At 42.2% G+C, this 14,339-nt stretch carries 13 protein-coding genes; 1 reads left to right on the forward strand and 12 read right to left on the reverse strand.

What is annotated here, in order from left to right:
- Positions 1-119 precede the first annotated feature (119 nt).
- The 9 genes from LC033_RS10820 to LC033_RS10860 all read right to left on the reverse strand — a co-directional run bounded on the left by LC033_RS10820 (position 120) and on the right by LC033_RS10860 (position 10,533).
- The gene (locus LC033_RS10820; RefSeq protein ID WP_226568261.1) at positions 120-413 is read right to left on the reverse strand and encodes a YesK family protein; all 294 of its coding nucleotides are present in this window, start codon (positions 411-413) and stop codon (positions 120-122) included.
- Between the two features lie 60 nt (positions 414-473).
- Positions 474-1,733 (reverse strand): dihydrolipoamide acetyltransferase family protein, encoded by a 1,260-nt coding sequence (locus LC033_RS10825; protein WP_226568262.1) that lies wholly within the window; start codon positions 1,731-1,733, stop codon positions 474-476.
- 18 nt (positions 1,734-1,751) lie between these two features.
- Positions 1,752-2,735 carry an alpha-ketoacid dehydrogenase subunit beta gene (locus LC033_RS10830; RefSeq protein WP_226568263.1) on the reverse strand — a complete coding sequence of 328 codons (984 nt, stop codon included), beginning with the start codon at positions 2,733-2,735 and terminating at the stop codon, positions 1,752-1,754.
- Between the two features lie 12 nt (positions 2,736-2,747).
- The gene (locus LC033_RS10835; protein WP_226568264.1) at positions 2,748-3,740 is read right to left on the reverse strand and encodes a thiamine pyrophosphate-dependent dehydrogenase E1 component subunit alpha; all 993 of its coding nucleotides are present in this window, start codon (positions 3,738-3,740) and stop codon (positions 2,748-2,750) included.
- A 17-nt stretch (positions 3,741-3,757) separates the two neighbouring features.
- Positions 3,758-5,182, reverse strand: coding sequence for a dihydrolipoyl dehydrogenase (lpdA, locus tag LC033_RS10840; RefSeq protein WP_226568265.1), 1,425 nt, complete (start codon positions 5,180-5,182; stop codon positions 3,758-3,760).
- Positions 5,183-5,188: 6 nt separating this feature from the next.
- A complete protein-coding gene (gene buk, locus LC033_RS10845; protein WP_376776441.1) occupies positions 5,189-6,292 on the reverse strand; it encodes a butyrate kinase in 1,104 nt (367 codons plus the stop codon).
- A 33-nt stretch (positions 6,293-6,325) separates the two neighbouring features.
- Complete coding sequence (gene bcd / locus LC033_RS10850; protein WP_226568267.1) at positions 6,326-7,420, reverse strand: Leu/Phe/Val dehydrogenase; 1,095 nt, start codon at positions 7,418-7,420, stop codon at positions 6,326-6,328.
- Positions 7,407-8,339, reverse strand: a complete 933-nt coding sequence (yqiS, locus tag LC033_RS10855) for a phosphate butyryltransferase (protein WP_226568268.1) — start codon at positions 8,337-8,339, stop codon at positions 7,407-7,409. Before yqiS ends, bcd begins: the two co-directional genes overlap by 14 nt.
- 121 nt (positions 8,340-8,460) lie before the next feature.
- Positions 8,461-10,533, reverse strand: a complete 2,073-nt coding sequence (locus LC033_RS10860) for a sigma-54 interaction domain-containing protein (protein ID WP_226568269.1) — start codon at positions 10,531-10,533, stop codon at positions 8,461-8,463.
- Positions 10,534-10,682: 149 nt separating this feature from the next.
- Here LC033_RS10860 and LC033_RS10865 point away from each other — a divergent pair, with 149 nt between their 5' ends.
- Complete coding sequence (locus LC033_RS10865) at positions 10,683-10,919, forward strand: DUF2627 domain-containing protein (protein WP_226568270.1); 237 nt, start codon at positions 10,683-10,685, stop codon at positions 10,917-10,919.
- A 30-nt stretch (positions 10,920-10,949) separates the two neighbouring features.
- On the opposite strand, the gene LC033_RS10870 is transcribed toward LC033_RS10865, so the two are convergent.
- The 3 genes from LC033_RS10870 to spoIVB all read right to left on the reverse strand — a co-directional run bounded on the left by LC033_RS10870 (position 10,950) and on the right by spoIVB (position 14,280).
- Complete coding sequence (locus LC033_RS10870; RefSeq protein WP_226568271.1) at positions 10,950-11,687, reverse strand: glycerophosphodiester phosphodiesterase; 738 nt, start codon at positions 11,685-11,687, stop codon at positions 10,950-10,952.
- Between the two features lie 229 nt (positions 11,688-11,916).
- Positions 11,917-12,717, reverse strand: a complete 801-nt coding sequence (spo0A, locus tag LC033_RS10875) for a sporulation transcription factor Spo0A (RefSeq protein WP_226568272.1) — start codon at positions 12,715-12,717, stop codon at positions 11,917-11,919.
- Between the two features lie 285 nt (positions 12,718-13,002).
- Complete coding sequence (spoIVB, locus tag LC033_RS10880; protein ID WP_226568273.1) at positions 13,003-14,280, reverse strand: SpoIVB peptidase; 1,278 nt, start codon at positions 14,278-14,280, stop codon at positions 13,003-13,005.
- Positions 14,281-14,339: the final 59 nt, after the last annotated feature.

Here is a 14,339-nt window from a genome sequence, read left to right on the forward strand (position 1 = left end):
CTGGATAACTCACTCTTGTCCCCATAGAAAAAACACCTCCATGTTTTATTTCGGATCACAACGGTCCGTTTTCAAACTTGAAGGTGTTTTTTATTTGTCTCATCTTAGGGGTCAGTCCCTCATTTAGATTCGGGCGTTTTTTTGATATAGCGTCTGTATAAATATTCAAGTGCATACCCAAGCAGTGTACCTAAAAGAAGTGAAATCCCTAATAAGCTGTTTGCTACTCCTTTAAATCCACCTACAATCCACAAGCAGTACACAATTTGAATGATTGAAACGATAGATATGATCAGTAGTAATCTTTCAGGATGATTTCGTGATTTAGAAATATATCGAAGAAAAGCGAACGCAATCGCTGTCATAAACATGAGACCAATGGTTAGAAAAGCAAAAAAATCTAGTCCAGACATATCATCGCTCCTTTCTCATTGATGAGGAAATCCCCTCTCTTGATCGGGAGGGGAACTTGTTTAATAAACCGATGTCTGCTCGTCGATGCCTTCAAGAATTTGTTTGATTCTTTGGAGGAATCTGCCGCATACAAGACCATCAAGTACTCTGTGATCTAATGAGAGACAAAGGTTCACCATATCTCTTGCTGCAATCATTCCACCTACAATCATTGGCCGCTTCACAATCGATTCTACTTGTAAAATGGCCGCTTGCGGATAATTAATGATCCCCATTGATTGAACGGAACCAAATGATCCCGTGTTGTTTACGGTGAAGGTGCCGCCTTCCATGTCACTTTGCTTTAGCGTTTCTTGTCTCACCTTGGAAGCAAGTTCATGAATTTCTTTGGCGATGCCCTTAATGGTCTTTTCATCAGCATCCTTAATGACTGGAACAAAAAGAGCGTCATCTGTTGCGACAGCAATCGAGACATTGATCGCTTTCTTTTGAACAATTTTATCTCCTGCCCACATGCTGTTCATTTCAGGGAATTCCTTTAATGCTTGAGCCACTGCTTTGACAAAGAATGCAAAGAACGTTAAATTAAAGCCTTCATTTGCTTTAAATTGATCTTTTAACTGATTCCTTCTCGTCACAAGGTTTGTTACATCGACTTCCATCATCGTCCATGCATGAGGAATTTCATGTTTGCTTCTAAGCATATTTGCTGCAATCGCCTGTCTAATCGGCGTGACTGGCAACTCGACATCACCGGGCATTGAAGAGATGGATGGAGCCGTTTTTGCTTTTGATGGCTGCGCTGGCTCCGTTTGAACCGCACCTTCACTGACAGGTGCTGCCTTCTTTTTTGCGCCTCCATTTTCGATGAGCTGAAGCAAGTCTTTTCTTGTGATTCGACCTCCTGCTCCCGTTCCTTGGACAGTCGCTAAATCAATTCCATGCTCATCTGCTAAACGAAGGACTGCTGGAGAATATCGTTTCTTTTGACTTTGATCTGCATTTGTTTGATCAAGAGCGGGTGCTTCGTTTTGCTCAGGTGCCGATTCTTCTCCTTTTACACTCTGCTGCACATTACCTTCTACTTCAATTTCACAAAAAACTTCTCCTACTTGAAGTGTATCGCCTTCCTCAGCAGATAGATTTGTGATGATCCCAGTAAAAGATGATGGGACCTCTGCGTTCACTTTATCCGTCATCACTTCCGCAATGGGATCGTATTTGTTCACATGATCTCCAGGTGAAACGAGCCATTTGCTAATAGTTCCTTCTGTTACACTTTCACCTAGCTGAGGCATTTTCATTTGTTCAATTGCCACTTGAAACCCTCCTCTTTCTTAAAACGCTGCTAGCTCTCTCATTCCAGATTCTACCTTTTCCGGGTTGACCATGAAGAATTTCTCCATCGTCGGTGCATAAGGCATTGCCGGAATGTCAGGGCCTGCTAAACGTTTAATTGGTGCATCTAAATCAAATAAGCAATGCTCCGAAATGATCGCCGCAACTTCACTCATGATGCTACCTTCTTTTGTATCTTCCGTTAAAAGGAGAACTTTCCCTGTTTTTGATGCCGCTTCAATAATCGCGTCTTGATCAAGCGGGTAAACTGTTCGTAAATCGAGAATATGAGCGGATATTCCGTCCTTTGCAAGACGTTCTGCTGCTTGCAGAGCAAAATGAACACATAGGCCATATGTAATGACCGTGATATCATCGCCTTCACGTTTTATATCTGCTTTTCCAATTGGGAGTGTATAATCCTTTTCAGGCACTTCTCCTTTAATGAGACGGTATGCACGTTTGTGTTCAAAGAACAATACAGGATCTGGATCACGCACTGCGGCCTTTAATAAACCTTTTACATCATAAGGTGTAGAAGGCATCACAATCTTTAAGCCCGGCTGATTGGCAAAAATCGCTTCGACCGATTGTGAATGATAAAGTGCCCCATGCACACCGCCGCCATAAGGTGCGCGGATGACCATTGGACAGCTCCAATCATTATTGGAGCGGTATCTAATTTTTGCAGCCTCTGAAATGATTTGGTTCACAGCAGGCATAATGAAATCCGCAAATTGCATCTCTGCAATCGGGCGCATTCCATACATCGCTGCCCCGATACCCACACCAGCAATTGCTGATTCTGCAAGTGGAGTATCCATGACACGCGCTTCTCCAAATTGCGTATAAAGACCCGCTGTCGCTTTAAATACGCCGCCTTTTTTCCCGACATCCTCTCCGAGCACAAACACTTTTGGATCTCGCTCCATTTCTTCTTTCATCGCCAGTGTAATGGCGTCTATATATGACATAACAGGCATTTTTCTTCCCCCTTACTCCGCATACACGTAACGAAGTGCGCTTTCTGCTTCGGCATAAGCTGCGTTTTCCGCTTCATCAGTGGCTTCGTTTACGATTTGCATAATTTCTTTTGTCATCTCTTCTTTCATTTCAGAAGTCATGACATTTCCTTCGATTAAGTACGTTTCAAACTGAATGAGCGGATCTTTCTTTCTCGCTTCTAGGACTTCTTCCTTTTCTCGATAGCTAGAATCATCGTCATCACTTGAATGGGCAGTTAAACGGTAAGAAATAGTCTCGATCAAGGTTGGGCCTTCGCCTCTTGCTGCGCGGTCTCTCGCTTCTTTGACAGCTGCATACACTTTAAGCGGGTCATTTCCATCTACGGTGACGCCAGGCATTCCGTAACCAATTGCACGATCAGAAATACGTTCACATGCCACTTGTTTATCATACGGGACAGAAATTGCGTACTTATTGTTTTCACACATAAAAATAACAGGCAGCTTATGCACAGCAGCAAAGTTGGCTCCTTCGTGGAAATCGCCTTGGTTTGAAGATCCTTCACCGAACGTGACAAAGCTGACAAAGTTTTTCTGCTCAAGACGTCCAGCAAGTGCGATCCCAACCGCATGAGGAACCTGCGTTGTGACAGGCGATGACCCGGTCACAATTCGGTTTGATTTTTGACCAAAGTGACCTGGCATCTGTCTTCCCCCTGAGTTCGGATCGTCTTTTTTCGCAAAACCAGACATCATTAAATCTTTCGCTGTCATCCCAAAAGCCAGAACAACCCCCATATCACGGTAATAAGGTAAGACATAATCCTCTTCTCTATTTAAAGCAAAGGCAGCACCAACTTGCTGCGCTTCCTGCCCTTGACAAGAAATCACGAACGGAATTTTACCAGAACGGTTTAAAAGCCACATCCGTTCATCGATTTTCCTTGCAAGAAGCATTGTCTTGTATATGTCAATTGCTTGTTCATCTGATAATCCTAATTCCTGATGACGCATGTTACTCATCATGTTTCCCTCCTTGATTAAAAATGGATTGCCTTTCCATCAACAGCAAGTGCTGCCTCGCCAATCGCCTCTGCCAAGGTTGGATGCGGGTGAATCGTTTGCCCTACTTCCCACGGAGTTGCATCAAGTACTTTGGCTAATCCAGCTTCAGATATCATATCTGTTACATGAGGACCAATCATATGAATCCCTAAAATATCAGCTGTTTTTTGATCGGCAATGATTTTGACAAATCCATCAGATTCCCCAAACACAAGCGCTTTTCCAATGGCCATGAATGGAAATTTCCCAATCTTGACTTCGTAGCCTTGCTCTTTTGCCTCCTGTTCAGTAAGTCCAACACTAGCGGTTTCTGGGTGAGAGTAAACACATTTAGACACGAGTGTTTCATCGAGCGGCTTCGGTTCTTTTTCGGCGATATGTTCCACGGCAATCATGCCTTCGTGTGAAGCCACATGTGCCAATTGAAGCCCGCCAATCACATCTCCTACCGCATAAATATGCGATTCTTTCGTTTGATAATGTTCATTCACGACAATCCCCTGCTTTTCTATTTGGATGTCAGTGTTTTCAAGCCCTATGCCTTCCACATTTGGTACACGACCAACCGAGAGAAGTAGTTTTTCCGCTTCAAACGACTGAATGTCTCCATCCTTTTCGGCTTGAATCGTGACGAGATTCTCATGCTTTTCTACTGTATCTGGCAGTACTTTCGCATTTGTAACGAAGGTGATGCCTTTTTTCGATAAAAGATTCTCCATTTCCTTGGAAATATCTTGATCTTCTGTTGGTAATATGCGATTCGCAAACTCGATGACTGTGACTTTCACGCCAAAGTCGTTCAGCATGGATGCCCACTCGATCCCAATCACACCCCCGCCGACAATCAGCATCGACTGTGGGAGTTCTTGCAGTTCAAGTGCATCATCTGATGTAAGGATATGCGTTCCATTTGATTCAAGTCCAGGCAGCACGCGCGGCCTTGATCCTGTGGCAATGATAACCTGCTTTGGAATAAGCATTTCATTTTCATCCCCATTCGCCATTTCTACCGAGATGGTTCCTGGCATCGGCGAAAAGATAGAAGGCCCCAGTATACGGCCAATTCCTTCGTATACATCAATTTTCCCTTGTTTCATAAGATGTTTGACGCCGCCAGCTAGTTTTTCTACAATATCTGTTTTTCTTTTTTGCACATTGGAAAATTGTAAGGAAATGCCACTTATTTCAACGCCAAAATCAGCAGCACGTTTCACCGTTTGATATACATCTGCACTTCTAAGCAACGCTTTAGACGGAATACAGCCTTTATGAAGACATGTTCCCCCAAGCTTTGATTTTTCTACGACTGCTGTTTTCAATCCAAGCTGTGAAGCACGGATGGCCGCTACATAGCCGCCTGTACCTCCACCAAGAATGACGAGGTCATATTCAGTTGCCATCACTTGTCACTCCTTTCTTCGTCCTTTGTCATTTGGGTATTCTTTCGGTGATTCATCTTCTTTTAAAATACGAAGCGCACCTTCTGCTAAGGATTGCAATTCATTTTCACCTGGATACACGACAACATCTGAAATCCAGTCAATGTACCCTCTAATACTTGAAGTAATTTGTTTGCTGTACGCAAGGCCGCCTGTTAACACAATGATGTCAACTGCTCCTTTTAAGACAGCACTAGCCGAACCGATTTCCTTTGCGATTTGATAGCACATCGCTTCATAAATAAGCGCTGCACGCTCATCGCCCGCTTCAATCATGCCCTCTACTTTAACAGCGTCTGTAGTGCCGAGATAGCCCGCAAGACCACCTTCGCCAATAATGCGCTTGAGCATCTCCTCTTGTGTATATTCACCAGAAAAGCAGAGGTTGACGAGGTCCCCTGTTGGAAGTGTTCCCGCCCGCTCTGGGCTAAATGGACCTTCGCCATGTAGACCGTTATTGACATCAATGACCTTTCCTTTTTCATGTACACCAATTGTGATGCCGCCACCCATATGCGTAATGATCATGTTCAAATCTTCGTAGCGCTTCCCAAAAGTAGCGGCTGTTTTCCTTGCGACCGCTTTTTGATTTAATGCATGAAAAATGCTTTTTCGTTCAATGGTTGGCATCCCTGAAATGCGAGCAATTGGCTTTAGTTCATCCACCACAACTGGATCCACAATAAAAGCTGGGATATTCAGGCCGAGCGCAATTTCTCTTGCAATGATACCGCCTAAGTTCGATGCATGCTGCCCAGCATATCCTTCTTTTAGGTCCTTGACCATTTGCTCATTTACCTCATATGTACCTCCTTCAATCGGTCGAAGAAGACCACCCCGAGCACAAACTGCGTCAAACTTTGAGATATTCATTCCCTGTTCATGAAGCGTTATAAGAATTGATTCTTTACGAAATGAAAATTGATCAATGATATGAGGAAACTGCTTTAATTCCTCATTTGTATGTCTCAGTGTCGTTTCAAAGATGGATCGTTCGTTATGAAACACACCGATTTTTGTTGAAGTGGAGCCAGGATTAATCGTGAGAATACGCCATTCTTTTATTAGCAAAAACAAAACCTCCGTTTCAACTCATTCTTCAAATTAGCGACGACTTAAAATATGTTGTCCATTTTGCAAGAATTGACTTCTAGATTTACGCATTTTTTCAATTCGCTCTTCAGCCAATCGATCTGCCGCTTTATTGGTTGGAATGGCGTCACGGTTTGAGATTTCGATGACACGCTCAATATTTTGGTAAATACCTTCGACTTTTTTCATTGCACGATCAGCATTATAGCCGTACAGCTCATCAGCAACGTTAATCACACCACCAGCATTAATCACATAATCAGGCGCATACACAATGCCCATTTCATGAATAAGATCCCCGTGATGGGTTTCTCTTAGCTGGTTATTCGCTGCACCAGCAATGACTTTTGCTTTTAATTTCGGAATCGTCAGATCGTTAATGGTTGCACCAAGTGCACACGGCGCATAAATATCACATTCTTGCTCATAAATATCATCAGGGTCTACAGCTTTTGCGCCAAAGGCTTCTACAGCTCGCTGAACAGAGTCTTTGTTGATGTCTGTAACAATTAGCTGTGCTCCTTCTTCGTACAGATGTTTACAAAGATTGTAGGCCACATTTCCTACACCTTGTACGGCAACCGTTTTTCCTTCTAATGAATCCGTCCCAAATGCCGCTTTTGCAGCTGCTTTCATCCCTTTATATACACCGTAGGCTGTGACAGGAGATGGGTTTCCAGAAGAACCAAATGCAGGAGAGATCCCTGTGACAAAGTCTGTTTCTTCATGGATGAGATCCATATCTTCTACAGTTGTTCCCACATCTTCAGCTGTGATATAACGACCATTCAGACCTTGAATGTAACGTCCAAACGCACGGAACATTTCTTCATTTTTGTCTTTTCTTGGATCGCCGATGATCACCGTTTTCCCGCCGCCAAGGTTAAGCCCTGCTGCCGCATTTTTATAGGTCATTCCTCTTGCAAGACGCAAAGCATCTTCGATGGCTGCTTCTTCATTTTCATACGTCCACATTCTTGTTCCGCCCAGTGCGGGTCCAAGTGTCGTATCATGAATGGCAATAATGGCTTTTAAGCCAGACTGCTCATCATGACAAAATACAAGCTGTTCATAATCGTATTGTTTCATATATTTAAAAAGCTCCATTGTGTATTCCTCCTATTGCTTCCGCTTCATTTGATGTACAGATGGCAAGTGCAATTGAATAGAGCTTACTTTCGGCTGAATCAGACCGGCTTGTTAAAGCAATCGGCGCCTTCGCTCCTGCCACCACAGCCCCCACCTTTGCATGTGCAAAGTAAATGAGAGATTTATATAAGATGTTGCCTGCTTCAATTGTTGGCACAAGCAAAATATCTGCATGGCCAGCCACATCACTCGTAATATTTTTATGAGAAGCCGCCGTTTGAGAAATAGCATTATCTAAAGCAAGTGGTCCATCAATGAGGCAGCCTGTTATTTGACCTCTTCTGTTCATTTGCGCAAGACTTGCAGCGGCCAGCGTTGAATCCATTGCTGGGTTCACTACCTCTACCGCAGATAAAACCGCTACCTTTGGCATGTCGTTTCCAACAGCATGTGCTACTTGAACAGAATTGCTCGTAATTTCTTTCAGCATATTTAAATCCGGCGAAATGTTCATGGCAGAATCCGTTACATAGATAAAACGATCGAAGCCCGGTACTTCAAATGCTGCGACATGTGATAAGACACTCGCTGTTCGGAGTCCATACTCTTTATTCAGTACAGCTTTTAAAAGCACCGCTGTAGGAACATGGCCCTTCATCAAAATATCTGCATGGTTCTCACTGACTGCCTGCACGGCAATTTTGGCAGATTCTTTGGGTGAATCAGAATGAATAATGTCTATCCAGTCTTCATTGATCTCATGCTGTTTGACTAGCTCCTTTAGGTTGCGCTTATTCCCAACCAGCAGGAAGCGAGCCACCTTTCGTTCAATTGCCATATTAATGGCATGAAGCACTTCTTCGTCTTCTGCATGAGCCACAGCTGCTGTTTTATTCTGGAGCTGTGAGGCTTTGATAATCAAATCGTCAAGCTTCATACTTGCCCACCTTTCCTTGTGCTCGGTCATTTTTTATATGCAAGTTCCGTGCCAGCTTGAAACGCATGTGAAATAACCATTTTTGATGAACCCATGCAAGCCTTTGCAGGTAACGCGCATTTTATTGCATGCTATCTTTTGCAAGGTGATATTTATCCATTTTATAGTAAAGGTTACGAATGCTAATCCCTAAGGTTTTCGCTGTTTTGGTACGATTGAATTGATGCTTTTCAAGGGTTTTTTTGATCAGCTGCGCTTCAAATGCTTCAACGGCATCCGAAAGCGTCTCACCCTCAAATTGAATTTCAGCAAGTTCCTGCTGCACTTTTACTTCATGTTGTTCCGACTCCATAAACGCAATATGCCCTTCATCGATCCATTCTTCTTGGGGATTTAAAAAGATCATCGCACGTCCAAGCACATTTTCAAGTTCTCTCACATTGCCTGGCCAGCTATATGATCGTAGTCTATTCAGTGCATGTTCTGTTAAACCACTGACATTCCGTCCATAATCTAAATTGATCTTCTGAATAAGACGTTTGCTTAATGAATCAATATCTTCAAGACGCTGCCTAAGCGACGGGATAGATATCGGGTATCTGTTCATTCGATAATATAAGTCCTCTCTGAACTTCCCTTCCGCCATTGCTTTTTCGATATTGACATTTGTCGCTGTGATTACACGGACATCCACAGGCATGGCTTTTGTTCCGCCCACTCTCACAATTTCTTTCTCTTGCATAACGCGAAGTAATTTCGCTTGTGTACTTGGCGTCATTTCACCAATTTCGTCTAAAAAGATGCTGCCATGATTCGCTTCTTCAAACAGCCCTTTTTTCCCACCGCGCCTTGCACCAGAAAACGCCCCTTCCTCGTAGCCGAAAAGCTCTGACTCTAAAAGGGTCTCTGATAAGGCCGCACAATTCACCCGAACAAAGCGGTTATATTTCCGGTCACTTTCATTGTGAATGGCGTGCGCAAACAGCTCTTTACCAGTACCTGATTCTCCGCGGAGTAAAATGGTTGCTGGCGTTTTTGCGCCTAGCTTTGCCTGCTCAAGTGCCACAAGCATTTGTTCACTTTCCCCAACAATGTCTTCAAACGTGTACTTTGCCTCAAGTGTACGGATGAGCTGTCTCGCTTTATTTAATTCATTCGTCAGTGATTGAATTTCTGATACGTCGTGAATGACGCCGACACTGCCTTTTAGGATGCCGTCAACAATCACTGGCGCTACGTTGACGATCACATCTTTTTTGTTTGGTCCAACCTTCATTCTGACGCCTCGAACAGGTCTTCTTGTTTCGAGTACCTTCAAGTGCATGCTTTCCCCTTCGGAAATATCTTCACCTGCTGGTTTACCAACAACCTCTTTGTCCGTTAAACCAGTCATTTTCGTATAAGCACGGTTAATCAAAATGCCTTTTCCTTGCTCATCCACAACCGATATGGCTTCATCTGATGATTGAATGATGGCCTCAAGCATTGTTCGCACTTCTTTGAGGTTCGTCACTTCCTCCGCAAGCTCAACCGCATCTGTAATATCTTTAAAGATGGATAAAGCGCCTAGCATTCTCCCTGCATCATCAATGATCGGCAGACGCGTAGAGACAATTTGTATTTGCTGATTTAAAAATTGTTTTTGGTTAAATTCCGGCTCTCTTGATCTTAAAATATCGGGAAGTTTTGTGTTTGGAATCACTTCTCGAATGTGTCGACCGATCGCATCTTTTTGAGAACGTCCGACCATTTTTGCAGCCGATCGATTAAATAGAACCACTTCTTCATCCATATTAATAAAAATCATGCCATCATTCGTTGCATTAAAAATGCGGTCATGTTTATAGGTTTGTTCTTTCAATATTTGAATCAGCTGTTGTTTCTCAGCCATTAATTCCGATATGACATATGCCATCGAACTCGGAACAATGACAGTATGCTCTGGTTTTTCTTCCATCAGTTCCTTGAGTACAGCAGGGCTTCCTGTCGTTTCAATGATGATATCAATGTCATCTTTTATGTTTTCTTTCCAATTTGTCGTCGTATCAATTCCATTCTTTTTCGCTTCTACCATCCCCGGTGCCCCAAGATCAAGGTCGGCGATCGCAATGATTTGAATCATATTTGTTTTCAGCAATGTTTCAAGCAATGCTGATCCACCCTGTCCTGCACCGACAATCAAGACTCTCTGCATCCCGTTACCCCTTTATATGAAAAAAATTGCACACTATATTTTTCCGTTGCAAAAAATTGCACAACTCTTATATTACCACGTTTTCCTTTCTTGACAAAATATTTTTTGAATTAGACAATGAAAGTAAATGACGTTTAAGGGGACATTTAATGAAGAGAATACTTGCATTAGTAATTATTTTAATACCTGGCGCCTTTGCAGCACTTGGGATTAAACTGCTACGTGATACAGTTTTCGGCATCATCATTGCACCATTTCCATTTTTATGGCTACAAGGAATTGCAGGGTTGTTATTTTTAGGGGTAGGTCTTTACGTTGTAGCTGGATTTATTTTATACAGAGACCGTAAACGAAATAAAGTGGCCGCTCGCTTTAAGCAAAAATAAAAAAAGACCTGCTGGGATGATAGCAGGTCTTTATCTCATGTCTTCTCTTAATTTCACGGCTCGGTCAGGAAAGTCAGTGAATATCCCATCGACACCTAAGGAGAACATTTTTTGCATTTGCTTCTCACTGTTGACAGTAAAAGGTCTAATCACCTGATCAGCAGCATGGAGAGCCGATACGACCTCTTTTGTTACCCCAGCGCACTTGATATTAGGGTGATAACCCTTTGCAGGGATTGTTTTTAAATACATCTCCGGCTGATAAATGACATCCATCGTGAGTACAGCAAGCTCTATATGCGGCATTAGCTTGTGAAAAAGAGCTAAACTACCGTGATGAAAGGATGAGACAAGCACACGATCTTCAATTTGAAAGCGCTCAATTTGCTCTTTTACTTTCTCTTCTATACCTGGATATCGATATATGGAATTTTTGAGTTCGATATTGATCATAAAAGATGATTGTTGCGTGACTAGCTCTAATACTTCCTCTAAAAGGGGAATGGACACAGCACCTGTTTCTTCATAAAAAGAATGACTTGCGTCCCCTTTTTTTAATTCTTCAAATGTATGGTCTTTCACTAAGCCATTCAAATTCGTTGTTCTGTTCAGTTTTTCATCATGTATCACAGCCAATCTGCCGTCTTTGGTCAACTGAACATCAAGCTCAATTCCTTCAGCTCCTGAATGGAGTGCGTGCTCAAAGGCTATCATGGTGTTTTCAGGATAGATTCCTTTAAAGCCCCTATGCGCAAAAATTTTCGTCATATGTCACCTCTAAATATGATGTTATCTCCATTATGACGTGTTTATTTCTGTTTTTCCAGTTTGATCATATAAAAAAACCTCTTCTTAGAAAGAAGAGGGATTGCTCTGTGGTCTCTGCGTCAAGAACAAAAAGGGAAGAAACAAATGCGACTACTGTAACGATTGTTACAACCATTTTTCAAAATAAAAAAACGCCTCAATAAAGAAACGTTTTTTCATGTAAAATGTATTAGCTTGCTCGATGCTCTAAACGCAGACGATCGGCAACCATTGCAATAAATTCCGAATTGGTCGGTTTGGCTTTTGACATACTGACTGTATAACCAAAAAGTGAGGAAATGGAATCGATGTTCCCTCTGCTCCAAGCGACTTCGATGGCATGACGAATCGCTCGTTCCACCCTGCTGGCTGTCGTGTTAAATTTCTTTGCAATGTCGGGATACAATACTTTTGTGATGCTCCCAAGCAGTTCAATGTCATTGTACACCATAGAAATCGCTTCTCTTAAGTATAAATATCCTTTTATATGAGCTGGGACTCCAATTTCATGAATTATCGTCGTAATGCTCGCATCTAAGTTTTTACGTTTAGGTTCAGGTTTATTACGAAGAACACTGTTTTGGATAGATGAAGATCGATGGGTGACTTGTGTGCCGTTTCCACTGACTTGACGAATATGACCGACTAGGTTTTCCATATCAAATGGTTTTAAAATGAAATAGGATGCGCCCAAATCGACTGCCTTTTTCGTTACATCTTCTTGTCCGAACGCCGTTAGCATAATCACACTTGGCTGCTTGGTCATATCAGAGTCACGGAGTCGTTCCAATACAGCAAGACCGTCTAAATGAGGCATGATAATATCTAAGAGGATAACGTCTGGCTCTTTATCTTTAAATAATGTCAGACATTCCTGACCATTATATGCCACCCCAAGTACTTCCATATCTTCCTGTCCCTCAATATACTCTGTCAAAAGGCCAACAAGCTCTCGATTGTCATCAGCTACACACACTTTAATTTTTTCCACGTTCTTTCCTCCCCAATGTCGATTCCTTTAGTCTTTTGTATTCCTCTTCTGAGTGTTCAATTCGACAAAACCATGCTATCCCCTTTAAAAAACTTTAATTTTCCGAATAATAGAGCATTATCTAGCTTTTTCTACGTTTTTCTTAACGAATCGACGATTATTGCAATTTGACAACAGACTATTCTCTATTTTGTCGAATAATCACTTTTTCCTTATTTTATAACATGATGGAAGAGAAAGAAAGAGTAGAAAAAAACTGCCGGAAGATCACGGCAGTTTGATTAATCAGCTTGCTTTTTTGTTTTTTTGATAAAGATCAATTCCTGCTTCTGACAGCATCCATTCAATGTGTACGCCATAGCCGCTTGTCGGGTCATTGACGAATACGTGCGTGACTGCTCCAATGACTTTTCCATTTTGGAGGATGGGGCTTCCGCTCATCCCTTGAACAATTCCACCCGTTTTGCTTAATAATCGTTCATCTGTTATTTTCAAAACCATTCCTTTTGTTGCTGGGAATTTTTGCGGTGTTGTGCTGACAATTTTAATATCAAACTTCTCCACTTGATCATGATCCACAACCGTTAATATCTCTGCTGGCCCTTCTTTTACTTCTTTTGATAAAGCGACTGGAAGAGGTTTGTCCGCTACATGATTTTCAAGCTTTTCGGTTAATGTCCCAAATATACCGAACGGACTGTTACGGGAGATATCACCAATCGTTTTTCGTTCGGAAGAAAACCTCGCCAATTTTTCTCCAGGATTACCTCCTGTGCCTTTTTCAATCGATGTCACGGTTGATCTGACAATTTCACCATTGTCGACAACAATTGGTTTTTTTGTATCCATGTCAGAAATCACATGACCGAGGGCACCATACTTTTTAGAGGCCGGTTCGAAGAAGGTCATTGTTCCAATTCCTGCTGCGGAATCACGAATGTAAAGACCAATTCGATAGTTGCCTTCACTTACATCTTTCGCAGGTGTTAATGTTGTTTGAAAGGTTTTATGATCTCTCTTTATGAGTAAATGAAGTTTCTCCCCCGTTTTCCCTGATTTTTGGATGAATGGGGTGAGGTCATTCATTTTCTCCATTTTTTGACCATTTATTTCAGTGATCATATCCCCTGATTGAATGCCTGCGGCTTCACCTGGTGACTTTTTGCCGTCTTTCGTTGTGATTTGATGAAAACCTACAACGAGAACTCCTACAGAGTGGAGCTTGACTCCAATCGATTGTCCTCCTGGCACGACTTTTAATTCAGGGAGAACATCGACTTTTGTTTTCTTAATAGGAAATCCTTTAAAATCATAAACAATTTCGGCTTTTCCAGCCTTTTGTCCCGTTACTTCAAGTTGATTCTTTTTCTCTGAAAGACTAAAGGCTGGTGAAGAAGCTTCGGCTGCCGCTTCAATTGATGTGTCAATCGATTGCTTCTCGTTCTCAAATACTGCGACATTTGTTGGAATGCTGATATATTCCTTCACTTTGCTCATAAACCCTGTACTTATTAAAGAAACAAGGAGAATAACACCAATGGCTTTTCTCATCTTTTCGGGCATTCATTTTTCACTCTCCTCGCTCCTTACCCACACCAGAACAATAATGTTTTGGCTACATC

The organism is Bacillus stratosphericus (assembly GCF_020524495.1).
GTDB lineage: Bacteria > Bacillota > Bacilli > Bacillales > Bacillaceae > Bacillus > Bacillus stratosphericus_B.